22 protein-coding genes are annotated in these 25,177 nt (G+C 54.1%); 19 read left to right on the forward strand and 3 right to left on the reverse strand.

From position 1 onward, the window contains the following. The first annotated feature begins 16 nt into the window (after positions 1-16). Both NST26_RS15735 and NST26_RS15740 read left to right on the forward strand, forming a co-directional pair. Positions 17-3,139 (forward strand): family 43 glycosylhydrolase, encoded by a 3,123-nt coding sequence (locus tag NST26_RS15735; protein ID WP_340979422.1) that lies wholly within the window; start codon positions 17-19, stop codon positions 3,137-3,139. 20 nt (positions 3,140-3,159) lie between these two features. Next, positions 3,160-4,872: a hypothetical protein gene (locus NST26_RS15740; RefSeq protein ID WP_340979423.1), complete on the forward strand. Its 1,713-nt coding sequence runs from the start codon at positions 3,160-3,162 to the stop codon at positions 4,870-4,872. A gap of 183 nt (positions 4,873-5,055) precedes the next feature. Here NST26_RS15740 and NST26_RS15745 read toward each other — a convergent pair whose 3' ends face one another. From NST26_RS15745 to NST26_RS15755, 3 genes are all read right to left on the reverse strand, one after another. Continuing rightward, positions 5,056-6,198: an alpha/beta hydrolase gene (locus NST26_RS15745; protein WP_340980849.1), complete on the reverse strand. Its 1,143-nt coding sequence runs from the start codon at positions 6,196-6,198 to the stop codon at positions 5,056-5,058. A gap of 18 nt (positions 6,199-6,216) precedes the next feature. Further along, positions 6,217-6,876, reverse strand: coding sequence for a TetR/AcrR family transcriptional regulator (locus NST26_RS15750; RefSeq protein WP_036727030.1), 660 nt, complete (start codon positions 6,874-6,876; stop codon positions 6,217-6,219). 140 nt (positions 6,877-7,016) lie between these two features. After that, entirely contained in the window at positions 7,017-7,994 is a 978-nt protein-coding gene (locus tag NST26_RS15755; RefSeq protein WP_340979425.1) for a biotin--[acetyl-CoA-carboxylase] ligase, read from the reverse strand. A gap of 226 nt (positions 7,995-8,220) precedes the next feature. Here NST26_RS15755 and NST26_RS15760 point away from each other — a divergent pair, with 226 nt between their 5' ends. The 17 genes from NST26_RS15760 to NST26_RS15840 all read left to right on the forward strand — a co-directional run bounded on the left by NST26_RS15760 (position 8,221) and on the right by NST26_RS15840 (position 25,159). Then, positions 8,221-8,772 (forward strand): biotin transporter BioY, encoded by a 552-nt coding sequence (locus NST26_RS15760; RefSeq protein WP_340979427.1) that lies wholly within the window; start codon positions 8,221-8,223, stop codon positions 8,770-8,772. A gap of 7 nt (positions 8,773-8,779) precedes the next feature. Further along, a complete protein-coding gene (locus NST26_RS15765; protein WP_340979428.1) occupies positions 8,780-10,270 on the forward strand; it encodes a class I adenylate-forming enzyme family protein in 1,491 nt (496 codons plus the stop codon). Continuing rightward, entirely contained in the window at positions 10,267-11,109 is an 843-nt protein-coding gene (locus NST26_RS15770) for an energy-coupling factor transporter ATPase (RefSeq protein ID WP_340979429.1), read from the forward strand. The genes NST26_RS15765 and NST26_RS15770 overlap by 4 nt, the downstream gene beginning before the upstream one ends. After that, complete coding sequence (locus NST26_RS15775) at positions 11,085-11,933, forward strand: ATP-binding cassette domain-containing protein (protein WP_340979430.1); 849 nt, start codon at positions 11,085-11,087, stop codon at positions 11,931-11,933. Before NST26_RS15770 ends, NST26_RS15775 begins: the two co-directional genes overlap by 25 nt. A 3-nt stretch (positions 11,934-11,936) precedes the next feature. After that, positions 11,937-12,689, forward strand: a complete 753-nt coding sequence (locus NST26_RS15780) for an energy-coupling factor transporter transmembrane component T family protein (protein ID WP_340979431.1) — start codon at positions 11,937-11,939, stop codon at positions 12,687-12,689. A gap of 11 nt (positions 12,690-12,700) precedes the next feature. Next, positions 12,701-13,900, forward strand: coding sequence for a phosphoenolpyruvate hydrolase family protein (locus NST26_RS15785; RefSeq protein ID WP_340979432.1), 1,200 nt, complete (start codon positions 12,701-12,703; stop codon positions 13,898-13,900). A 74-nt stretch (positions 13,901-13,974) separates the two neighbouring features. Next, positions 13,975-15,192 (forward strand): Tm-1-like ATP-binding domain-containing protein, encoded by a 1,218-nt coding sequence (locus tag NST26_RS15790; RefSeq protein WP_340979433.1) that lies wholly within the window; start codon positions 13,975-13,977, stop codon positions 15,190-15,192. A gap of 25 nt (positions 15,193-15,217) precedes the next feature. Beyond that, positions 15,218-16,048 (forward strand): phosphoenolpyruvate hydrolase family protein, encoded by an 831-nt coding sequence (locus NST26_RS15795; RefSeq protein ID WP_340979434.1) that lies wholly within the window; start codon positions 15,218-15,220, stop codon positions 16,046-16,048. A gap of 187 nt (positions 16,049-16,235) precedes the next feature. After that, a complete protein-coding gene (locus tag NST26_RS15800; RefSeq protein WP_340952889.1) occupies positions 16,236-17,627 on the forward strand; it encodes an erythromycin esterase family protein in 1,392 nt (463 codons plus the stop codon). A gap of 224 nt (positions 17,628-17,851) precedes the next feature. After that, on the forward strand, positions 17,852-19,210 hold the full coding sequence (locus tag NST26_RS15805) for a right-handed parallel beta-helix repeat-containing protein (protein ID WP_340952887.1): 1,359 nt from the start codon (positions 17,852-17,854) through the stop codon (positions 19,208-19,210). Beyond that, entirely contained in the window at positions 19,207-19,755 is a 549-nt protein-coding gene (locus NST26_RS15810; protein ID WP_340952885.1) for a nitrous oxide reductase accessory protein NosL, read from the forward strand. Before NST26_RS15805 ends, NST26_RS15810 begins: the two co-directional genes overlap by 4 nt. 2 nt (positions 19,756-19,757) lie before the next feature. Further along, positions 19,758-20,579, forward strand: a complete 822-nt coding sequence (locus NST26_RS15815) for an ABC transporter permease (protein ID WP_340958060.1) — start codon at positions 19,758-19,760, stop codon at positions 20,577-20,579. Next, entirely contained in the window at positions 20,572-21,291 is a 720-nt protein-coding gene (locus NST26_RS15820; protein ID WP_340952883.1) for an ABC transporter ATP-binding protein, read from the forward strand. The genes NST26_RS15815 and NST26_RS15820 overlap by 8 nt, the downstream gene beginning before the upstream one ends. Further along, complete coding sequence (locus NST26_RS15825; protein ID WP_340952881.1) at positions 21,288-21,812, forward strand: TlpA family protein disulfide reductase; 525 nt, start codon at positions 21,288-21,290, stop codon at positions 21,810-21,812. The genes NST26_RS15820 and NST26_RS15825 overlap by 4 nt, the downstream gene beginning before the upstream one ends. Positions 21,813-22,051: 239 nt before the next feature. After that, complete coding sequence (locus NST26_RS15830) at positions 22,052-23,374, forward strand: ABC transporter substrate-binding protein (RefSeq protein ID WP_036727004.1); 1,323 nt, start codon at positions 22,052-22,054, stop codon at positions 23,372-23,374. A gap of 85 nt (positions 23,375-23,459) precedes the next feature. Next, complete coding sequence (locus tag NST26_RS15835) at positions 23,460-24,341, forward strand: carbohydrate ABC transporter permease (RefSeq protein WP_036727002.1); 882 nt, start codon at positions 23,460-23,462, stop codon at positions 24,339-24,341. Beyond that, positions 24,341-25,159: a carbohydrate ABC transporter permease gene (locus NST26_RS15840; protein ID WP_081751222.1), complete on the forward strand. Its 819-nt coding sequence runs from the start codon at positions 24,341-24,343 to the stop codon at positions 25,157-25,159. Before NST26_RS15835 ends, NST26_RS15840 begins: the two co-directional genes overlap by 1 nt. The last annotated feature ends 18 nt before the right edge of the window (positions 25,160-25,177 follow it).

Here is a 25,177-nt window from a genome sequence, read left to right on the forward strand (position 1 = left end):
AGAAGGAGATGAAAAAATGAAAGCGGTTAATTCAGCCCGGAAAGAACAGAAGTGGTCCAGAACAAGCGTCAAAGCTCTGCTGCTCAGCCTAGCGGTCCTGCTCATGCTGCCTCAGTGGGGAGGGAGAGCTGCGGCGGAAGAGTCGGGGACGTCACTACCAGAGCCGGTAGTGGCTGCACAAGGAGGAACGAATGTGACGGATTTCTACAATGTCATCATGCAGACCGGGGCCGATCCCTGGGTATACAAGCACACGGACGGCTATTATTACAACACCTTTGTTAATGCCAGTGGAGTGATGGTCCGCAGGTCGAAGACGATTACCGGTATTGAAGCAGGCGAGCGGAGTCTGGCTTGGTCGCCAGTTAAGGGAACCATGTACAGCTCCAACGTGTGGGCGCCGGAGATGCATTATCTCAAAGATACAGACGGCCAGTACAAATGGTATATCTACGTTGCAGCCGATAACGGAACCAACGCTAACCACCGTATGTATGTGATGGAGAATGCCAGTGCCGATCCGATGACCGGAAGCTGGACCTTCAAAGGCAAGCTTACCGATGCCACGGACCGCTGGGCGATTGACGGCACTGTGCTGACGATCGGTGACCAGCACTACTTCATCTGGTCCGGCTGGGAGGACACCGATGGCAGCTTTCAGAACCTGTACATCGCCAGAATGAGCAATCCGTGGACGATCAGCTCGCAGCGCGTGCTCCTGTCCACACCGGAGTATGACTGGGAGACCTCACCCGGCCGGATCAATGAAGGCCCGCAGATTACGATCAAGGGGAACAAGATCAATCTGGTCTACTCCGCCAATGGGAGCTGGACAGACAGCTATAGTCTCGGCTTGATCACCGCCAGCACCAGCGCTGATCTGATGAATCCCGCTTCCTGGACCAAGCGTAATCAGCCGATCTTCTCCAGCGCGAACGGTGTCTATGGCCCGGGCCATCACAGTATCGTGACCTCACCGGACGGGACCGAGGACTGGATCATCTACCACTCCGCCCGCTGGCCGGGCTCAGGCTGGACCCGCAATGTCCGCGCGCAGAAGTTCTCCTGGAACGCAGATAACACGCCGAACCTGGGAGAACCCGTTAATCCGAACAGTCCGATAGCAATCCCATCAGGCGAGCCAGCCCGGATTCGTTATCAAGCTGAAGAAGCTCTGCTTGTAAAAGATCCGGCTGGCACTTCATCCCCGGCAGTCCGGCGCGAAAGCTCCGCCTCCGGCGGGATGAAGATCACCAATCTGGCTAACGCTTACGACTACGCCCAGTTCAACGTCAACGTGCCGGAAGCGGGCTTCTATGTGATGTCCGTGCGCAACAGCAACGGCTCGGCGAATGCGGGGGATGCCTCCCATATCCTGTCGGTCAACGGCGGGCCCGGAGCGTCGATGAATATTGTCTATTCCGGCGCGAACCGCTGGGGAGCCTCCACGGCGAAAATCTATTTTCAGCAGGGAGACAACGTTCTCCGCTTCACCAAGGGGAATAATCTGGCCGACATCGACAGCCTGGATCTATCCCGGCTGAATACATCGGAGCTGCTGTTCGGGACTCCCGGATATACGCTTGGTCTTAACGAGACCCGCAGTCTGCCCCTTTATACAGTAACAGGCACTACTTATTCTGCTGTCACGGCAGGTGTGGTCCTGACCTCGTCCGATACGAACGTAGCCGTGATTCAAGCAGGGAATCAGGTGAAGGCCGCCGGGGCAGGAAGTGCAACGATTACCGCCACCTATAACGGCAAAACTGCTGCCGTTGCAGTTAACGTCAAGGCTGAACCGAAAACAGTACAGTCCTTGGCGCTCACTGGGCCGGAGCCTGTGCTGATCAGCGGCCAGATCAGCTCACCGTTGCGGGCAACAACATATTACAACAATTATGAAGTTCAGGATGTAACCGGGAGCGCGCAATATACCAGCAGCAATCCAGGCGTGGCAGTCATCGACCCGGCCACCCATACGGTAAATGCCGTTCAACCGGGCACGGCGCTAATTATTGCCTCATACGGGGGCAAGCAAACCACTCACCGTATAACAGTCATCGCCGCTTCCGATGCCGTTCAGGTCACTTCAACAGTGAAGACACCTTCAGGCGTGGTTCCCGTGCTTCCGGGCGTTGTAAATGCCGTCTACCACAACCAGACGGTTCAGGCCCAGGTGACCGGCAGCGAGACGGCAGGACTGGACTTCAGCACCATTGGCACGGTTCAGATTCCTGTGACGCTCAAGATCAGCGGCCAGGAGTTCTCCTCCACTATCTCTGTAGAGGTTGTACCTGGTTATGGTCTGGATGAGATCGTAAGTCAGCTGCGCAGCAAGCTGGCAAATAACTCTTATCCGCTTGGAAACGGGGCAGGCAATTATAGCGCTGCCAAGTATGCTGACTTCGTTGCCGCTGTGGATCAAGCGGAGACGCTGGCGGGCAATGCGGAATTGACGCTGGCGCAGTTCAATGCAGAACTGAATGCGCTGGCTAGTGCGGAAGCCGCCCTGCTGAATTCACTGAATACCACGCAGAACGGTATAACTTATAAGGCGTACCGGGATTTCTCCGGCGATACGGCAGGCAAATATCCTTACGGCATTACTGCGCAGGATCTGACGAATGGCGCTGCCGCCGTGGTCCGGGAGGAAGCCGGCAACAAATTCCTGCGGCTGACCACAACCGCAGTCTCGGGCAAAGCTAATCTGTTCCTGCCTTATGTAGGGGAAGTGAACGCTGAAGGGAATCAGCGCATTGTTATCGAGTACCGCGTCCGCTTAAACAGCAACTTCCAGTATGCCAACGGCGCCATGGTAAGAAATGATAGCGGTACAAGCAACTATTCGATGGTTACAGCGTTCGATTCCGGTAAAATCCTGGTGCAAAATGGCGGTTCCAACAAGGTCAAGGTGAGAGACTTCTCGCTGGGTACATGGTACACCATCAAAATGGTTGCGAACTGGGATGCCAAAACGTACAGCGTATATATCAATAATGAATCTGTTCCGGCTGCTACGGATTTCGCCTTCCGCCACACTGGCGGCAGCACTCTGACCGGACAACTGTTCGGTGTTGACGGCTACGCGAATGCGTCCATCGACTTCGACGATTTCAAGGTTAGGGTTACCGGAGATTAACCAGCGGAGGGATAGTCAACATGTCAAGTCAGATCTACGAAAAGTTCACGCCGTTACACAACGCCAAGCTCGTTCTGGGGTATCTGACCTCTATGGTGGATGAGCAGGAAGACAATCTGCCCTACTGGCTGATACTGCCGCATAAGAAGCCTGCCGAGGCTGCCCATTGCCGGGTGGACGATGCGGAGCTGGTCGGCTCCTGGTATGAGGCCATCGATGCGGTGCGCAAAATGCTGAAGACGGAGGAAGGCGCTGCGGTGCAGCAATCCTTTTACCGTCATCTCATGAAGTCCTGGGGAGAGCACGGCCTCCGCTTTCATGAGCCTTATCCGTGGACGCATACGAATCATAGCTCTTTTCACGAAATGGGCTATATTCTTCCCGCGCTGAACCGGATGCTGGAGAATGATCCCGGGGATCAGGAGGCGGAGAGCAGAGCGGCCGGGCTGGTGAGGGGAATGCGTTCCCTGGTGATTGAGCGCAAGGTCAGAACGTTCTGGTCGGGGGATTATGAGGAGCAAGAGCCGCTGTACGAATTCCCCAATGATGTGTATCTGAAGGACGGCGGCTTCGAGCTGTCCAGGCATACCGGGCGGGGGGAGCAGGCGATCCGCAATGCCATTGTCCTACATTCTCTGGTGCGCAGATATGAAATTGCCGGAGATGAGGCCGCGCTTGATCTGGCAACGGGCATTGCCAACCATCTGCTCGGACCTTCGCGCTATTTCAATTACAGGATGGAATTCTTCGGCCATGTTCATTCCGCAGGCTGGGTAGCTTCCGGGCTGGTACGTCTGGGCCGCGTTACCGGGAAAGAGCGCTATATCAAGGCCGGCAAAGGAATCTATGATTATATCCGCAGCCTGTCCTCCTCCTTCGGCTGGGTGCCGGAATATGCCCAGTGGCACCCGCCGCATGAGGAGCATTGCGAGACCTGCTGCATCAAGGATATGATCGAATGTGCGAATGAGCTGATTCTGGCCGGGTATGAGGAATATTGGGAGGATATGACCTTGTTTGCGCGGAACCAGCTGGTGGAGAATCAGCTTAAGGTATCTTCCTACGTAGTCGCAGACAACACCCGGCCTGACGAAGCAGGCATAACCTACAGGGAGATTGATAAAAGAATGATCGGGGGCTTCACCGGAGGCTCGCTCGTCAATTCCATGTCATTATCCAAGTTCCGCTCGATTGCGGGCTGTTGTGTCGGCATGGCTCCGGTAGCCCTGGAAATTGTATGGAACCGGGCGGTGGAATTCCAGAATGGAACGGTATTCGTCAACATGCCGGTGGATAAAGAGACGGACGAGGCTGCCGTCACCATGAGCTATCCCGACTGGGGCTATATTTCCATTACAGCCAAGCAGCCATGCGATGTTGCGGTAAGGGTCTATGACTGGATGGGTCAGAACCCCAGCATGAAGATTAACGGAGCCTTTTGCACACCTGAGAGGGAAGGGATTCTGCTTGTTATTCGCAATGTTGGAGCAGGCGACACTCTGGAACTGGAGCATCCAATGGAAACGCTGACTGTGAAGGAGATCGTGCGCGGTGAGGAATACAAGGTATCCTGGAGAGGCTGTGATGTCGTGGATATCTCTCCCCGGGGAGAGCATTTGAGACTATATCAGCGGGATCTGCGCATCCCGAAAGTGTATCCCACCCCGGAAGATGTTCACTTCACCGGAGCGGCGAATTACGGGCCTACCCAGCAGGCGCAGGGGAGTAAGTGATTTTAGCACTGGAGCATTCATAAGCCCTAATTAAAGCATAAGCCATAGCTAAGCCGCAATTGAAAAACCGCACCGCGCAGACATTGCTTGCGGGGTGCGGTTTTTTAGCGTTTTAGACAGAATATGGACTTCAGCGCCGGGTAGATATTTCTCTGTTGCCGGTGAAAATTGAGACTGTACGGCTCACTTATTATTGGTCTTCCTGACCAAATCCACGCCATCGTAAGCCAGACTTTCCACACTTGCCGCCTTCTGCCGGAGGTAATGATCCAAAAAGGTCTTCGTATAGTCTGTAACCAGATTTCGCATCTCCATCGCATCCCGTTTGCCTCTGAGTTCCTCACTAACACCGGTAAACACGATGTCACAGTAATCTAAATGCGCAACCCGGTCAACAGAGAAATAATAGGTTTCTCTGCTATTGTTAGCGCCAATGACCGCATTCATGTTGTAGTTGGGTTCACGATACAGCAGCAGGAAGGGCGTATTAAGATCGCTATCGAGGAGACCGAATGCACCGCTATCCAAGCCAATCCCGCAGGTAAACCGGTCGTCGTCCCGGCAGACCATCGCCGTCGTAAGCCCACCATACGAATGTCCGACGATGCCCATGCCGGTGTCAACAAGCAGTCTGCCTTTAAAGATAGAATCCAGCTCTCCAGTGTCCAGCTTGTGCAGAACATCGGCTACAAAACGCACATCTTCTGCCTGTAACTCACTAAACTCTGTTAACTTGGCAAGTACCGGGAGTGCAAGCACGTTACGGCACATCTGAACGGCAGCTTCATCGTCCGGCCGCATCTCCATCTTACCAGCCAGCGCCAGCATCTCCGGATCTTCAGACAACGCTATGATAGCATCGGAGAAGTCCTTGGATACATTAAACAGACGTCCGCCTTTGCGCTTATACATCGTGCTATTCGGATGGCCGATGCTTACCACAACATATCCCATACTGGCCAAATCTGTACAGAGCACTGTGCCCCATTCCGGAGAGCCGCCCCCGCCGCAGACATAGAATAACACCGGATAGCGCTGCTCCTTCGCGGAGAGAGCAAGGTCGTCGTAACACCGGGTCTTGAACTCTATGGAGAAAAAATCGCTTGTAACATACCCGGTGACGAGCGGCTGATCCTTTAACAACCCGTAGACTTCAGGAAACATGTATGCTGATGTAGCTTTACCTTCGCTGCTGTCAGACGGATAGAATACGAACGCCGTCAGTTCTCTTGTGGAATGGTTCGAAGCCGTGTACTCCAGATCCATCTGAGTCCGGCCAACCGTATAGCTGCCAACAGGTGCTGGAAAAACCTCGTAAGTTCTCATATGCTTGTTCATACACTTCTACTCCTTTGCTTTTTTAATATCGCTAACCAGCTCGGAATATTTATGATCTTCAAGCAGACCATGACCCATAAAGTCAGCAAAGTATTTGCTAAGCTTATGCTGCATCTGAGAATCCTTAATCCCGAATTCCCTATAGAACATGACTAAATTAAACTGCATAGATTCAAACATAAATGAAATCAGGTCATCGTCAATATCAGGCCGGAGATATCCGTCCACCCTCAGCCGCCGTATAATGTCCTTAATCAAGGGGAAGGACTCGCCCTTTAGCACGTTCAGATATACTTTCAGCAGTATGTCCTCGGGAATGTGTAAAAAAGTCTCAGTAAGCTTGATCTCCAGCTCATTCAGCGGCTCGGCCACCGTACCATTCACGTTACCAAATAAGCCGGTAAGGAAAGACCGGAACAGGGAATCTTCAGTACTGTTATTAAAATACGCAGCTCTTTTCCGGGTCACATTACGGATTAAGTGACAATACAGGTCATCCTTGTCTTCAAAATAACGGTAGAAGGTTCCGGGGTGCATGGACAAGCTATCCAGCACCATCTTCATCGATATATCCTCGTAAAGATGATCCACAAAAAGCTGCATAGCCCTGTTCGATATTTCCTCGCGCCTGGCTTCATCCAATCGAAAGAACGTATTTTTTGGCATCGCTTCCTCCTTTAATATGTGGTGTGAATCCATTCACACTATATCGATAATCAATTCACATGTCAAATATCCGAGCCGGAATAACGGCACAAAAAAACCACCCCCCGCAAGCATCTCTTGCGAATTGTGGTTTCTAAGTGTTAGAGCAGAATACGAACTTCGCCGCTGGACAGATATTCCTCGTCGCCATTCGGATACCGGACCTTCAGGCGGCAGTCGTTGTCGATATCAACGGCGGTTGCCGCTTGCTCTTGATGCTCCTTAACAACCATGACCGTCTCACCCAGCGACATCATGCGCTGCCGGTATTCGGGCAGAAACAGCCGTTCCTTAAGCTGCTCATAATAGCCCATGAAGCGGTTCAGCACTTCGGCTGTAAGCCGGTTCCGCAAATCCCCTTCGGGATTGCCGGCCTGATAGATAGAGGTTGCAATCTCAGACAGTCCGGCGGGGAAGCCTGCTGCGGGCAGTGCCACGTTGATCCCGATCCCGAGTACGGCATAATCCAGCCACTCATTCTCCAGGGACAGGGAAGCCTCGGTGAGGATTCCGCATACCTTTTTACCGTTCATGAATACATCATTCACCCATTTGATCTGCGTGCTGAGGCCGGACACACTCTCGATCGCCAGAGCCACCGCAACGGCAGCAGAGGTAGTCAGAAGCGTAGCATCTGCCGCCGACAGCCGGGGTCGCAGCAGAATGCTCATATAGATGCCCGTCCCCGCAGGGGAAAAGAAAGGCCGGCCTTTCCGGCCCCGCCCGGCAGTCTGCTCCTCCGAGAGGATGACTTTGCCTTCCGCTTCACCGCCGGAAGCCAGCGCCTTCATCAGCTCGTTCGTGGAAGCCACGCTCTTGAAAACTTCAAGCCGCAGCGTTTGCCCCCTGGCATCCAGGTATTTGGCGACCGCTGCGGCGGACAGAATGTCCGTCTGCGGGGACAGGGAGTATCCCTTATTGGTGACGGCCTGAATGGAATAGCCGTCACTCTGCAGCGCTTTGATGGCCTTCCACACTGCGCTGCGCGTCACGGATAACCGCCCGGCGATGTCCTCGCCGGAGAAGTATTCACCCTTATTGCTATCCAGTAAGGCCAGGATATGTTCTTTAACTGTCATGCCTATAACCCTCCACAAGTATAACGTTCCGATCTCATCTCTTTAAATATATTAACATGCTTAGGATCATTAGAAAAATCAGGTATACTCACATCATAATTGTGAACCTAATAATAATTTATGGTTTACAATGAAGGCGTCCTCCACTATAATTCAGCTTGTTGGCTGGACTCCCTGACCGGAAGGCCGCCCAATTCCTGTATCTTATCTTGTGGAGGTTATTGAATTGAGAATCAAAGAGTTGGTCTATGCGGCCTTATTCGCCGCGCTTATCGCGGTGCTGGGCTTGATTCCGCCCGTATCCTTAGGCATTATTCCTGTACCTGTCACTGCCCAGACGCTTGGCGTCATGCTGGCCGGCTGTTTTCTGGGCTGGCGGACAGGCGCACTCAGCCTGATCATTTTTCTTATCCTTATCGCTTTAGGCTTGCCGGTATTACCAGGCGGACGCGGCGGGCTGGCCATACTCGTTGGACCGACAGCAGGCTATCTGTTCAGCTGGCCGCTGGCCGCCGGGCTGATTGGCTGGTTCGCTGAAGCGGTCTGGCCGAAGCTCCGGGCCTGGAAGCTGTTCGCCGTTAATCTGATCTTTGGCGTTCTGCTTGTTAATCTAATCGGCGCTTCGACCATGGCCTGGATTACGAATACTCCGCTCTGGACCGGACTTGCCGGGTCTGCGGCTTTTCTGCCCGGAGATCTGATCAAGGCTCTGCTGGCCGCTGTCATCACCATGCAGCTCCGGGCGTTCAGTCCGGTTGAGGAGAAGAGGGGGGCGTGAGATTCCGGTGAATCTGGCAGAACACATTCTGGACCGTGCCGCACTCGTCCCTAACAGTATTGCAATTTCAGATGGACACGAAGACTGTACCTATGAGCAGCTCACGAAGCGGGTTCAGCAGGTTGCCAGCGGTCTGCAGCAGGGCGGACACACGAATCAGACCGTTGCGCTTCTATCCGGTAACCGCATGGAATTCGCCGAATTTGTCCTGGGTGCTATCTATGCAGGCTGCACTCCCGTACTGCTGGACCCGAAATGGTCTCCAGCAGAGCTGGAACAGGTCATCCGGCAATGCGCTCCAGGGCTAATTGTAAGTGAAGTATGCTTCGCAGCTGATCTGATTGGTCGTTACAGTGGAATTCCCCAGCTATATTTCGGCAGGGGACAGGTCTCCGGCAGCTATGAGGCTTGGGTAGCAGGCTTCGGGCCGGAGGCTGAAGCCGCAGATAGCCCTGAACTGCTGTTCATCGGGTATACCTCTGGCACCACAGGTATCCCGAAGGGGTATATGCGGACCCATCAGTCGTGGTTCAGCAGCTTGGAGGCTACAGAGAAGGCGTTCAGCCTGAACCGGATGCAGCATGTGCTTGCGCCCGGGCCGTTCGTGCATTCGCTGTCGCTGTTCGCCCTGCTGCAATCCCTGTACAGCAGAGCCACGTTCCATCTCCTTCCGGAATTCGATGCAGAGCGTGTGCTCACCCTGTGCTCCCGTGTACCGGATATGATTCTGTTCGTTGTGCCCGCTATGACCGAGGCGTTATTGCGCCAAGCGGAGTACAGCAACGCCGAGGTGTCCATTCAGGCCTTGATTAGCTCCGGCGGCAAATGGCCTGTGTCTTCAATACCTAAGTGCCGCGAGAGGTTCAACGGGGTTAGGCTCTATGAGTATTACGGCTCCTCTGAAGCCAGCTACATCAGCTATCTGGAGCTTACCGGAGCGGAGCCGCAGGACTCTCTGGGCCAGCCGTTCAGCAGTGTAGAGCTGTTGATCTGCGATGAACAGTTCCGCGCGGTTCCTCAAGGCACAGTGGGGGAGCTATACATCCGCAGCGATATGATCTTCTCCGGATATCATCTCCTGCCGGAAGAGACGGCGCGGGTATTCCGGGACGGCTGGCTGCGCACAGGAGATTACGTATATCAGGACCGGCAGATGCATCTGCGCCTGGCAGGACGCGCGGGCAGTATGATCAAGAGCGGGGGGCTCAAGGTGTTCCCGGAAGAAGTGGAAGCGGTGCTGCTTCGCCATCCGGATATCCGGGAGGCGATGGTGTTCGGCATACCGGATGAACGCTGGGGGGAGCAGGTAACGTTACTGATACAGTGGCAGGGTCAGGAACGGCTTACGCTCGATGAGATCAGGAAGTATTGCCGCCCCTATCTGGCCAGCTATAAGCTGCCTAAGCAGCTGATTAACGTAGAGGGATTCAGCTACACCGGTTCCGGCAAAATCGCCCGCCAGCTCATGAAGAGCCGCGCGGTAGAGGGGTTGACATGAAGAAGGCCGTGCAGGAAGAAGTTTCGCCCATGCTCGTTTTTGACCAGGTCGATTTTGCTTACCGGAGAGGGCAGCCGGTTCTCCGTCAGCTCAGCTTTGACATACGCCAAGGCGAATTCGTTGCCATCATCGGCGCGAATGGCAGCGGTAAATCCACCATCGCCAAGCTGATGAACGGATTGCTGCTGCCAAGAGCCGGAGAGGTGAGACTGGGAGCGCTGAGTACCTCGGAGCGCCAGAATCTCGTAAGCATCCGCGAGCAGACCGGACTGGTCTTCCAGAATCCTGACGATCAGTTCATTACGGCTTCCGTGCTGGATGAGGTGGTCTTCGGGCTGGAGAATCTGCGTGTCCCGGGAACCGCAATGCTCAACCGGGCAACCCGTGCACTGCAAGCCGTTCATATGGAAGACTATATGGACGCCGCTCCGCATCAGCTGTCGGGCGGGCAGAAGCAGCGGGTTGCCGTGGCAGCTGTTCTGGCAATGGAGCCCTCCATCCTCATCCTGGATGAAGCCACCTCGATGCTTGATCCACAGGGCAGGCAGGACCTTCTTCAGGTGATGCACACGCTTCACCAGCAAGGGCAGACGATCATCCACATTACCCATCATATGGATGAGATACTGCCTTCTGACCGTGTGCTGCTGCTTAGCCGGGGAGAGCTGGCTTTTGACGGGACGCCCTCCGGCTTGTTCAGCAGTGTAAGCATGAAGGAGCATCAGCTTGCGCCTCCTTTTGCCGTAAGATTATTTCAGGCACTCGGGCTGGACGTTCCGCTGCAAGCAGAATGGAAGGAGACGATCAGAACCTTATGGTCTACGCATTGCAGGATGTAAGTGTGAAGATGAACGGGCGGGACATTCTTGAGTCGGTAAGCTGCACGCTTCAGGAGGGCAAATGGATTTCGGTTATCGGTAAGTCAGGGGCCGGCAAATCCACCCTCGCCAAAGTATTCAAGGGTCTGCTGCCAATCTCAAAAGGCGAATATACGTATCGTCAGCAGCCATTGCCAAGCGATCCGCAAGGCAGGCTGAAGGCTGTTCCGCACATCGGCTATGTCTTTCAGTATCCTGAGCAGCAGCTATTTGCGGCAACGGTCAATCAGGAGCTGGCGTTTGCGCTTACCATGAAGGGCGAATCCCGGGCGAACGTGGAGCAAGCGATCCGGCAGGTTATGGAGCAGTTGGGCTTACCCGCAGCGCTGCTCCAGCAGCATCCCTTACAGCTAAGTGGAGGACTTAAGCGGCTGGTGGCTATCGCTTCTGTGCTGATTGCCGGGCCGGAGCTGCTTATTCTGGATGAACCTGCCGCAGGGCTTGATCCCGGGAACAAGAACGACTTGCTCAGAAGGCTAAAAAGATGGCAGGAGGAGAACAGGCGGACCGTGCTGTTCCTGTCCCATCAGCTGGAGGATGTTGCCGAATACTCGGATGAGGTGATAATTATGGGGCAGGGCCGCTTGTTAGGACATTGGGAGGCAAACGAACTGTTCCTGAAGCAGGCAGATTGCATGGAGCAAGCGGGTCTGCCTGCACCGGAACCGATTCAGCTCTTGAGAATCATTGAGGAAGTATCTGGAGCGAAGCCACGGCCTGCAAGCTGCAAGGAAGCAGAGATTTTTCGGACGGTGAGTGCTATGTGGCAGGCAAAGGATCTCTGAGCGATGACGGATAAAATCATACTCGGGCAGTATGTCCCCTCAGACTCTGTCATCCACCGGCTTGATCCGCGAACCAAGCTGCTCATCCTTGTAGCCTTCACAATTGGCAGTATGCATCTCCAGGCGATTACAGGATACATTGCAGCGACAGTTCTCGCGGGAGGACAGCTCCTCTTGTCCAGAGTTTCATTTCGAATGCTCTTACGGGCATTGCGGCCGCTTCTGTTCATCCTGCTGCTGCCAATGCTCTATCATCTCCTGTTCAACCAGGAAGGACTCAGGAATGAGCTCTTCGCACTCTGGCGGATTCTGCTCCTGGTCTCGCTTGCTCTCATCCTGACATTAACGACGAAACCGCTCGATCTGGCCAAAGGTCTGGAACAGCTGTGCAAGCCGTTATCCCGTCTGGGCGTTCCGGTAGAAGCGCTGGCCTTGACGGTCATGCTGGCTATTCGTTTTATCCCCACCATTACCCAGGAGCTGGACCGCATTCTTGTGGCGCAACAGGCCAGAGGGTATGATATCAAGGATACCAAAGGCCTTAACCGGATACAGGCTTACATCCAATTAGTGATTCCGCTGCTCGTCACCACCCTTGCGCGGGCGGAGCAGCTGGCGATGACGATTGAGGCAAGGGCTTACGGGAACGGGAAGGGACGGACTTCCTATCGGGTGCTAAAATATGCACGGATGGATTATGCAGCTGGCGGGATCATGCTTGCGTATGTTCTGCTGGGAATTCTGCTGGAGAGATGAGGAGATAGAGCTTGAACAGAACAGCCATACTGGTACGGCTTCAGTCAGAGCTGCGCGAAGGCAACCATATTATTGGTGTCTCGACAGGTACGGGAATTACAGCCAAGGTTGCCGCTGACAGCGGAGCAGACTTCATTCTAATGCTGAACTCCGGCAAGTTCCGGCAGATGGGGAGAAGCTCGCTGGCGGGGTTCCTGCCCTTCTGCAACAGCAATGAGATGGTAATGGATTTTGCCTCGAAGGAGATTGTGCCGCTGGTGAGAGACACTCCAGTGCTGTTCGGGCTGAATGCGAATGATCCAACGAGAGAAATGTCCCTGTATATAGAAGAGATTAAGGCCAGAGGCTTCGCGGGAGTGAATAATTATCCGACGGTCGGCCTGATCGACGGGGTATTCAGAGAGGCATTGGAGGAAGACGGCATCAGCTATGACAGGGAGGTGGAGGCTATACGTCTGGCTCATCAGCAGGAGCTGTTCACGGTGGCCTTCGTCTTCGACGAAGCCCAGGCGGTCCAGATGGCAGAGGCGGGAGCGGATGTGATCTGTGTACATCTCGGCCTGACCGTAGGCGGATTGCTGGGGGCACGGAAGGTGGTCTCTCTGGAAGCTGCCAAGGCGAAGGCGCTGCGTATTCTCACTGCCTGCGGAGAGGTTAAGCCTGAAGTCATTAAGATGATCTACGGCGGTCCGGTCAAGACTCCGGTTGACGTCCAGTATATGTACAGCAGCAACACGCAGATTATGGGCTACATTGGCGGCTCTGCCTTTGAACGGATTCCCTCCGAGCAGTCGATTACAGCCATAACCCGCGATTTCAAGCGCCTGGGCAAGCTGGATGAGGATGATCTCATGGTCAAAATGCTCAGCGGCATCACCCGGCATTACGATTACGTAGAATTCGTCAAAGAGTATGTCGCCCAGAACTACAGCGAGGAAGTAGTGTTCGCGGATCTGGCCAAGGTGGCACATGTGTCACGCAGTTATCTGAGCAGCTTGTTTAAAAAGGAGGTAGGGTGCAGCTTCCAGAACTATCTGGTCGGCTTCCGTATACAAAAGGCTGCCATCCTGCTCCACGCCCCGCATCTGCAATTATCCGAGGTGTCCGCAATGGTCGGCTACCCCGACTATGCCCAGTTCAGCAGAATGTTCAAAAAGCTGATGGGCAGCTCGCCCAAGCAGTACAAATCTAACCTAAACACAAAAACATAGAACATAAAAGCGTTTTCATCCATAAAAATGCCCGGTATGATGAATCTATGATTCGTATACGAGGAGGCCACAGAATGAAGACGATCGCCATAGCTGGAACGTTTGATACGAAGGGTGAGGAGTATCTGTACATCAAGCAGCTTGCAGAGGAGCTGGGCCTCAGAGCCCTGATGATCCATACCGGTGTATTCGAGCCAGCCTTTCAACCCGATGTGTCTAACCGGGAGGTCGCATCCGCCGCAGGTGTGGAGCTGGACGAGCTTGCCGCGAAGAAGGACCGGGCGTTAGCTACAGAGGTCTTGTCCAAGGGGCTGGAGAAGCTTGTTCCCCGGTTATACCAGGAGGGGAAATTTGACGGCATCATATCCTTCGGGGGCACCGGCGGAACTTCACTGGTTGCCCCAGCCATGAGAGCCTTGCCGATCGGCGTACCGAAGGTGCTGGTATCCACGGTTGCCTCCGGAAATACCGCCCCCTATGTCGGGACCAGCGATATTATGATGATTCCGTCTGTCGTGGATGTCTCAGGCCTCAATTCGATCTCGACGAGAATATTCAGCAATGCGATGTTTGCCATCGCGGGCATGCTCATGTTCGAAGCAGACTATGAACCGGAGAAAAAGCCGCTGGTCGCAGCCACCATGTTCGGAGTGACCACACCGTGTGTGACCGAAGCGCGCAAATACCTGGAGGAGCGCGGCTACGAGGTGCTGGTATTCCATGCAACCGGAATCGGCGGACAATCGATGGAGGCGCTGATCGAAGCGGGCTTCATTGAAGGGGTGCTGGATTTAACCACCACCGAATGGGCGGATGAGCTGATCGGCGGCGTCTTAAATGCAGGACCGCACCGCCTGGAGGCCGCAGGCCGCAACCGTATTCCGCAGGTCGTCTCGGTGGGCGCCCTGGATATGTGCAACTTCGGACCGGCGGATACCGCACCGGAGAAGTTCAAGGATCGCAAATTCTATCATCATAATCCTACAGTCACCCTGATGCGGACGACCGTGGAAGAGAATGAACAGCTCGGCAGGAAGCTCGCCGAGAAGCTCAATATGGCAACGGAGAGTACGGTGCTTATGCTGCCGCTTGGCGGTATTTCGGCGATTGATGTGGAGGGTCAGCCCTTCTACGGCCCTGAAGAGGACCGGATGCTGTTCGATACCCTGCGCCGGCAGGTGGACCGCTCAAGGGTTGAACTGATCGAAATGGACGAGGCGATCAACGATCCGGCCTTTGCCGGGGCAGCAGCCCAGAAGCTGATTGATCTCATGCAGGCCGCGAAGGCCTGAACCACACATTAAGGAGGAGCTACTAATGAATAAGCAGACCAGAGCTGAGATTATGGACAGATTCAAGCAAGAGGTGAAGGCGGGTAAGATTCTTCTTGGTGTCGGGGCAGGCACGGGGATTACCGCCAAGAGTAGTGAGGCAGGCGGAGCGGATATGCTGATTGTGTACAATTCCGGGCGTTACAGAATGGCAGGACGCGGTTCACTGGCAGGCTTGCTGTCGTATGGCGACGCCAATCAGATTGTAGTGGAGATGGGCTCGGAGGTGCTGCCTGTCGTCAAGGATACGCCCGTTCTGGCAGGGGTATGCGGCACCGACCCGTTCCGGGTGATGGAGGTATTCCTGAAGCAGCTGAAGGAGCAGGGCTTCAGCGGTGTGCAGAATTTCCCGACCGTTGGTCTGATCGATGGCGTCTTCCGCCAGAATCTGGAGGAGACCGGTATGGGCTACGGCCTGGAGGTTGAAATGATCCGCATCGCCCATGAGCTGGATATGCTGACGACCCCGTATGTGTTCGACCCTGAACAGGCACGGGCCATGGCAGAGGCGGGTGCAGATATTCTGGTCGCCCACATGGGCCTCACCACCAAGGGCACGATTGGTGCTGTAACCGCATTGACCCTGGACGATTGTGTAGAGCGTATCGAGGCGATTATCGAAGCCGGACGGGCGGTCAACCCGGAGATTATGATTATCTGCCACGGCGGCCCGATTGCCGAGCCGGAGGATGCGGCTTATGTCATTCAGCGGACGAAGGGCATCCATGGATTCTTCGGCGCATCCAGCATTGAGCGCTTCGCCGCAGAGCAGGGAATTACCCGCCAGACCGAGTCGTTCAAAGCAATTCAGCATTAAGCGCAGGCGTACGGCATTACAGCCCTTGATACTTTCAAGGGCTTTTTTTGGGGTTCAACCGTATGCGAAAACTGAATACATTGGGCCACAGCTGTCCGGCTTTAAACTAATTTTAAACAGGGCAGTACGCTCGATTTAACCTTCACCTGATAAGCTGAAGTACATATACAAAGGGAGGGTTAACATCATGAATCCATTGCTTCGCAAAGCAATATTGTCAGCAGTCTTGTGCAGTTTCACTCTAATTACCGTTAGGGGAGCTGTACATGCGGAAGGGGCGCCTGCAGCTGACGTTAAGAGTACGATGTCCGCCGAGGCCGGCTGGAAGGAGAACGTCCGGGCTACTGCGAACATCATCACAACTGTTAAGGCTGAGAAGGGCGACACTTATTCCGATCTGGCGTTTCTTCAGCCGATTCTGGCGGATAAACGGATTGTGAGCTTGGGCGAGGCCTCGCATGGGGCGACCGAATATAATTCGGTGAAGGTCCGGCTAATTAAGTATCTGCATGAAAAGCTGGGCTATAACGTCATCGCCTTCGAGTCCAACCTGGCGGATGCTGCCGCAGCGTATACACAGGTTCAGGAGCTGAAGCCGCAACAGATGATGGAGAACTCCATCTACGGCGTATGGCAGGTGGAAGAGAATCTGCCGCTGTTCGAGTACATAGTGGAGCAGAGCCGTACAGATCATCCGCTGATGCTGACCGGGTTTGACTCCCAGGCCGCCACAGACTCTTTTATTACATTTGTTGAACAATGGTTTGCCGGGGTGGACTCTTCTAAAGCCAAAGCGTTTACCCGGACGGAAGAATGGTATTTGAAGCTTAATATGATTGATGATATCGGAGAGTTTACAGCCCAGAAGGATGCAATCAAGAGCAAATATATGATTTTCCAGGCATTCGTGAAAGAACATAAGGCTTCATTGAGCAAAGTCTATCCCAAACAGCCCAAGCTGGTGCCAACTCTTGAGCGTGTCCTCCAGAACAGGATCGATATGCTGGATTATTACCATCCTCATATTGTACAGCTGCTGGCCGGGGTAGACCCGGAGAAGAACGTTAAGCAGGGGAGCTATGAGAGAGATCGCGTGATGGCAGGGAATGTGGCTTGGCTCGCAAACACAGCCTATCCGGGGGAAAAGATTATTCTGTGGGGACACAACTACCATATCCGCAAACACAATTCTACGATGATTACCGAGCATAATGGATTCGGTTATGATCAGACACCCTATCCTACGATGGGGGAGCTGCTGCCTTGGTCCCTGAAGCAAGATAACTATGTGATCGGATTATATGCTTATGAAGGAAGTGCGCATAAGAACAACGGTAAGGTGGAGCAGATTATGCCGCATGACAAGGGAAGTCTTGAAGAGATTATGGGTGAAGAAACAGGCGCTGCACAGTTTATCAACTTAAGAGACACCACGTTAAGCGCAACCACAGAATGGATGTACACCCCGCGTACCGCCAAGGCATGGGGAGTCCTCAATGAGACAATGATCCCGCGCGAACAGTATGACGGGATACTGCTCATTCAACAGCTTCATCCTTCCACCCCGGTAAAAGATTAGTCCCGCAGCATGTAACGGCTTCTATATTAGCTGGAAATGGGCACTCTTTAATTAAAGAGTGTCTTTTTCGAATATTAAGAGAGGATATGATATAAATCACAGAATGGTCACAGACTCTAGCCGCTATAGCCAGTTTGGGCTATAGGCACTTCAATTCCTTTTATTTACACTTAATTCGGGTTTGCACAAGAAACCATCCTACAGTGGGGGTGAACAATGTTGTAGTGAAAAGGTATGAATGCTCCATCAGCATCAGGGTTCTCGTCTTCATGATTCTAGGCATGTTAATCTGCTCCTTCAATCATGGCAGCATTGTAAGCGCAGACACCAGCACCGGAGTCCTTCCGCTCCAGCCCATCATCGACTCAGCCCGTGAGGGAGATCTAATCACCCTGGCTCCGGGAGCCTATTCCGGTCCGGTCCGGCTGGATAAGCGAGTGATGATTAATGGTAACGGCGAGGCGATTCTGCTGCATACGGTAAAGGACGAGCAGGCGGCGGTGCTGATCACGGCAGACGGTGTAAGGCTTGAGAACCTGAAGATTCAGCAGAATAATGACGGGGAAGCGGCGGCTGTACGCGTTGAAGCGGACAAGGTCACCCTGAAGGGGCTGGTCATTCATTCGGCAGGGTACGGCATACTGCTTCGTGAAGCCGATGGCGGGGTGATCTCGGATAATTCAATAAGCTGGTTCATCCCCACAGGAGAAGCACCGGGAACGAGAGGCAACGGGATCGATCTCTATAACTCTCACGGCGCTGTGATCCGGGGCAACGACATCGCTTATCTGCGGGATGGCATCTATCTGGAGAACAGCCGCAATACGGTGGTGGACCAGAACAAGCTTACTTATCTGCGGTACGGGGTCCACTGCATGTATATCAATGGCTCGAAGGTCACTAACAACACCGGTGAATACAACATTACCGGCGCGATGGTGATGGGTGTTACGGGTGTGGTGGTGTCCGGGAACTCCTTCCGCAAGCAGAGCCGGAATGTGCATTCACAGGGAATTCTGCTCTACGATGTGCGGAATTCCGCGATTATGAACAACCAGGTCGAAGGCAACCGGGTGGGGATTTACATGCAGCAGTCCTCGGATAACAAGCTGCAGCAGAACCTGGTGCTCCGTAACTATATCGGCGTGCAGTTCGAGAATGCAGAGGGCAACCGCTTTGAGCGTAACGGGTTTGTTGCGAACGTCATTGAGGCCCAGGCCACAGGCAGCAGGGACAATGAGATGAACGGGAATTACTGGGATGCCTTTGGCGGACTGGATCTCACGGGGGATGGGGTCAGCGACCTGAAATATGCGATCAACCCCTTCTATCAGGAATTGGTTGCGGGGAATGCAGCGTATCAGCTGTTTTTCCAGTCACCGGGGATGACCTTCCTGAGCGATATGTACACCGGCGGTTCGGCAGGGTGGTCCACCGATTCAGCGCCGCTCATGCAGCTTGAGGCAGGTACGGTTAGCCCGGATCAGGCGGCAGGCGGACAGGGCACGGTCATGGTAGCGGGCTGGCTGCTGCTGTTCCTATCCGTAATTACAATCATATACTTGGGGGTACTGCGATTATGAAACGATGGAGTCTGGTCTTGATGGTAGCAATGAGTCTGGTGATCCTCGCGGCCTGCGGACAGAAGAAATACGAGCCGGTAGCGATTAATGAAGACGTCGATATCTGTGTGGTCTGCAATATGCAGGTGAAGGATGATGCTTTCGCCACTCAGCTAACGACCAAGGACGGCAAGAATTACAAGTTCGACGATATCGGCTGTATGAATGAGTGGAAGAAGAGCAACGGCACGGAGCAGATCGGCATGGATTATGTCCGCGACTATAACGACAAGAGCTGGGTTGAATTCAGCAAGGCGAGCTATGTGTATGACGCTTCTCTGCGTACGCCGATGGCTTATGGAGTGATCAGCTTCAAGGACAAGGCGGCAGCAGAAGCATTCGTGAAGGAGCAGGCGCTAGGCACTGTGCTGACTGCCGGAGAGCTGGCCTCCCATGAATGGAAGCAGAACAAGGATATGATGAACATGGACATGCAGAGCGGGGAAGGTCATATGGAGGAGCATAGCTCAGACGAAGGTACGCATTCCGAAGAGACGGATATGTGAGTATGGCTGACATCCTGCATATTGCCCGCAGAGAGCTTAAGATCGGCTTCCGCAACCCGTGGGCCTATTCCTTCCTGGCCTTGTTCTGTACCTTCAGTCTCGGGCTGCTGCTGATCCATGTGAATAACGCGGTCGAAGGCTATACTGCGGTTACGGGCTCCATGCTGAGCCTGATTCTGTATCTTTTGCCGCTGATGACGTTATTTCTGGGCTCCTTCTCACTGACCTCGGAACGGGAAGACGGAAGCTGGCAGCTGTTATCTACCTATCCCATTGGAACCTTATCATTTGTCCTGGGAAAATATACCGGGCTAGCCGCTGTCCTGCTGACGATTGTAGCGTTTGGTTACGGGCTGATGGGACTGCTCAGCGGCCTGCTCGGGATGGCTTTTGCGGCGGATACTTACTTCCTGTTCCTGGCCTTCTCGGCAGGTCTGGTCTTGCTGTTCCTGACCCTTGCCCTCATCATCGGCTCGTTATCCCGCAACCGCTGGCAGGCCTTGACGATCTCTGTAGCGGTCTGGTTCTTCGCGGTGATCGGCTGGCCGACATTCCTGATCGCAGGCCTAGGGCTGCTCCCGTATCTCTGGATCAAGCCAGTGCTGATTGTGCTGACGATGCTTAATCCGGCTGAGCTGGTGCGCCTGTTCGTGGTGGTGAAGCTGGGCGGAGGGTCGGTTCTGGGACCGGAATATTATCAGTGGGTGGAATGGATTAGCCGCCCGGGCGGCAGCCTGCTGTTCCTCGGGGTCTGCGCTGCCTGGGTGCTGCTGTCCATCTTAGCGGTATATTGGATCTGGGAGAGGGGGCGTTCCCGTGGATAATCCGCTAATTCAGGTGAAAGAGATTACCAAGGTCATCGGGCGGCAAACACTGGTCGAAGAAATCAGCTTCCAGGTTCCAGGCGGCAGCATACTTGCCCTGTGCGGCGGGAATGGAGCTGGCAAAAGCACGGTGCTGCGGATGGTAGCTGGCATTCTACAGCCGACTTCAGGCGAAATTACGGTAAACGGGCTGAAGTGGAAGCAATCCCGCAAGCGCTTTTCCATGCAGATCGGCTATATGCCGGATGATTATCAGTTCAGCCACGGGCTGTCTGCGGAAGAGCTGCTGAATTTCTGGGCGGCGCTGCGCCGGATTCCCAGACGCAAACAGCGGGTAGAGGAGGTGCTGGCTCTAGTCGGACTTGCGGATAAGCGCAACAGCCTGGTGACCACGTTCTCCAAGGGGATGCGCCAGCGTGTGCTGTTCGCGCAAGCGCTGCTGGCGAAGCCGCCGCTCCTGATTATGGATGAGCCGACTAACGGGCTGGACCCGTTCTGGATGAATGAATTCGTGAAGCTGCTGCAGGACATCCGGGAAGAGGGGCATACGGTTCTCTTTTCCACCCACCAGCTGGAGATTGCGGATCAGGTGGCCGATCAGATTGTCTTCTTGAATCAGGGCAAGCATGTGGGGTCAGGCACTACGGCAGAGATCCGTACAGAGTTCGGTTCGCTGTACGCCGCCTTTCACCATAGTCTGGGGCTGGGATGAAGCTGCGCCGGATCGTTACTCTGCTGATTATTGCCGCAGCCTGTGCTGCCGGAATCGGGGTATATCTTCAGCAGTCCAGCCAACCTCCGGCCGGGAGAATGACCGCAGGTGCTTTGGCTCCGGCGTTCGAAGCGGTAACCTTACAGGGGGAGAAGGTGCGCCTCAGCGAATACAAGGGCCGGGTCGTGCTGCTTAACTTCTGGGCGACCTGGTGCAAGCCTTGTATGCGGGAAATGCCGCTGTTAAATGAACTAAGCCAATCCGCAGAGCTTTCAGTCGAGACCTTGTTCGTGAACGCAGGAGAATCCAAGGGGACGGTATCGGAGTATATGGCGGAGCAACAATTCTCTTTTCCCGTCATTATCGATGTTACCGGAAGGATATCTGCCTCGTATAGCGTCAATGCACTGCCGTCAACTTATATCATCAATAAGGCGGGCGAGATAAGCAAAATCGTAGTCGGAGAGATCGGGGATCTCGATACGCTCAAGCAATGGCTGGCTCAGGCCGGAGCTGAATAATGAAGGGATATTCTATTCTAACTACAGCCTCCGCCTGCCGGGAAGATGCTTCCGGTGCAGGCGGAGGCTGTTTTGCGGGCATAAAAAGAAAAATTATTTCTTTTTTAAATTTATTTTAGGAAAAATACTTCATTTAATTAAAATTTCTGCTATACTCATTGCAAAGAGGGAGCAATAAGTCAGGAAGCCTGACGCGGGAAGGGCGCTCACCTTACACTTAATCTGAGGGGGAATGTGGTGTGGGAACTAACAGAAAGGGCTTCACAGTATCGCTGCTGCTGACCATGTCTATGCTGCTTGCGGCTTGCGGAGGAAATGGCAATACGAAGGGGACACCGGCTGCCGGAAGCACCGGAGAACCCGGCACGGGCGCTGAAGCTACGGCTGCGGCGGAGCCGGTGAAGCTTGAATTCTGGACGATTGCACTTCAGCCAACGTTCAATGATTACTTCAATAATCTGATCACCCAGTATGAGGACAGCCACCCCGGAGTAACGGTGGAGTGGAAGGACTATCCCTATGATGCCATCTCACAGCGGCTGTTGACCAGCACGGCCAGCGGCAAGAGCCCGGATGTCGTGAATCTGAACACCGAGTTCGCCAGCCAGCTAGGCAGCAAGGGAGCACTGCTGAATCTGAGCGAGTATCTGACGGATGAGCAGGCGAAGAGTTATTTCGAGGGGATTTATAATTCCACTGTATTCGATGGCAAGGCGTATGCACTTCCCTGGTACACTGGCACAGAAGTGCTGTTCATGAACAAGAAGCTGGTGGAGAAGGCGGGCCTCGACCCTGCGAACCCGCCGCAGACCCGCGAGGAGCTGGTGGAGTGGGCGCGACAGGTTCATGAGAAGACCGGAGCAGCCGGGTATGCCCAGCAGCTGGTCTCCAAGCTGTTCCCCATCGACGGCATCTCAATCCTGAATGAGGACAAGACAGCCGCCGCCTTCAATACGCCGGAAGCAGAGGCGATGATTACCCAGATGCGCGACCTGATGAAGGAAGGGGTAGTGCTCAAGGAGGACGCGGATTTCAGCAAGCAGATTCAGTATTTCTCCGGTGAGCAGGTAGCCTTCCAGTTGTCCGGCCCAACATTCATTAACTTCATCAAGACCTCTGCGCCGGATGTCTACAAGAATACCATTGCTGTCCCGCTGCCGACAGGCAAGGCGAACCTGCGTCTCTCCAATTCGATGAATCTGGTCGTGCCGCAGAAGTCGAAGAACCCGCAGCAGGCGGTGGAATTCGCTGCCTTCCTTACGAATGCCGAGAATCAGACAGCCTTCTCCAAGGCCGCCAACACGCTGCCATCGAGCAAGGCGTCCATTCAGGATCCGTTCTTCACCGAGTCTGACGGCTCTCTGGAAGCTGAAGCGAAGGTGGCTTCTTCGCAGAGTCTGGATAAGGCTACCGATTACATGGTCGGCGTTCCAAGCGCCGCAGATATCAACTCTGCGCTGGCGCGGGGATTGCAGGAGATTCTGATGAACGGCGCGGATATCAAGGAGACGCTGAACAAGGTGGAGAAGGAAGTCAATACTATTATCAGTCAGGGTTCCTAAGCTGCTGAAGCATAGCTGATACGGGGGAGCTTCTCCCCCGATGGATATATTTTGAGGGTATTTGAAGGAGTGGGGGGTGTAGAGGGTGTACAAGGGGTTTCGGTCTGAATCTTTTACCGCATGGGCGTTTATGGCGCCGGGGCTGCTGTTTCTGGCGGTGTTTACCTTTTGGCCAATTATTTACGGTATACCGCTCTCGTTGACAGATTATTCTGTCATTACAGAGACGAATTATGTAGGTCTGGAGAACTTCACCCGGGCCTTCCAGGATCATAATTTCCTGATTTCACTGTGGAATTCACTGGTATATGTGCTGATTGTGCCGGTGATCCAGATCATTTCGATCTTAATGGCGATTCTGGTCAACAGCCGGATTCCTGGAGTCAAAATGTTCCGGGCCGCCTACTATATACCGGTCGTCACTTCGATGGTTGCGGTGGCGCTGATCTGGAGCTGGCTGCTCGGCAATAACGGAGTTGTCAATTACCTGCTGCTGAAGGCAGGGATTATCAGTGAGCAGGTCTCCTGGCTATCGACGAGCAGCACGGCGCTGTATGTTCTAATGTTCATTACGATGTGGAAGGGCCTCGGCTATTACATGATGCTCTATCTGGCCGGGCTTCAAGGCATTCCTGCAGATCTGTATGAGGCCGCAAGAGTGGACGGGGCAGGCCCGCTGCGGCTGATTGTACATGTGACGCTGCCGCTGCTGCGCCCGCATATTCTGTTCTGCACGCTGATCTCGGTGATGGGCGCGATCCGGGTGTTCGATGAGGTCTACATTCTGACCAAGGGCGGACCGGGGACGTCCACACTGACCTCAAGCGTCTATATTTTTCAAAAAGGGCTGGAGCAGTTCAACTTCGGCTATGCCTCGGCGCTCGGGCTGATCGTCAGTGTGATGGTGGGAGCGCTTAGTGTACTCGTATTCAGACTGAACCGGAAAGGCGGGGTGAATTCCTATTGATGCCGCGTAGCTTGCGTGTTCTAATCACTTATCTACTGCTGATCCTGCTCGCCCTGTTCATGATGGGGCCGTTCCTGTGGCTGCTCAGTGTCTCGCTGATGCCAGGGCGCAACGTGTTTGCGAACCCGCCGGCCATTCTGCCCACCTTCATTGCGTTCGATAACTATGTGCAGGTGTGGAACTTCATGAATTTTCCGCGATACATTCTGAATACGGTCATCATCACGCTGCTGGGAGTCGTGTTCAACATTATTCTATCCTGTCTGACGGCTTATCCGCTGGCGGCCTTCCGGTTCAAGGGCCGGAACCTGGTCTTCACGCTGCTGATCTCGACCATGATTATTCCGTCGGCAACCGCTATGATTGTGCATTATCTGACGATTCAGGCTTTTCAGCTGGGCAATACGTTCTTCGGCGTTGTTCTTCCGGCAGCGGTGTCCGTGTTCAATATCTTCCTGATGCGGCAGACGTTCCTGGGTATTCCGGCAGACATCCGGGATTCAGGTAAAATGGACGGAGCCTCAGAGCTGCGCATCTTCATTCAACTGGTCATGCCGCTCGTCAAGCCGGGGATTGCGGTGATTGGATTACTGGAGGTCATGGCGTTCTGGAACAACTTCCTGTGGCCGATTGTCGTCCTGGAGGACCCGGAGAAGTATCCGCTCGCTGCGGCGCTTACGTATCTGAACGGGCAATTCTCCTATAACTTCGGCTGGATTGCCGCCGGAACCATGATCTCGGTGCTTCCGATCATCCTCGTGTTCCTGTTCACGCAGAAGTATTATATGGAAGGGATTGCCGGCGCGATAAAAGGCTAACTAAGGAGGCATAACTCA

This window comes from Paenibacillus sp. FSL R7-0128 (assembly GCF_038002245.1).
Lineage (GTDB): Bacteria > Bacillota > Bacilli > Paenibacillales > Paenibacillaceae > Paenibacillus_AQ > Paenibacillus_AQ silagei.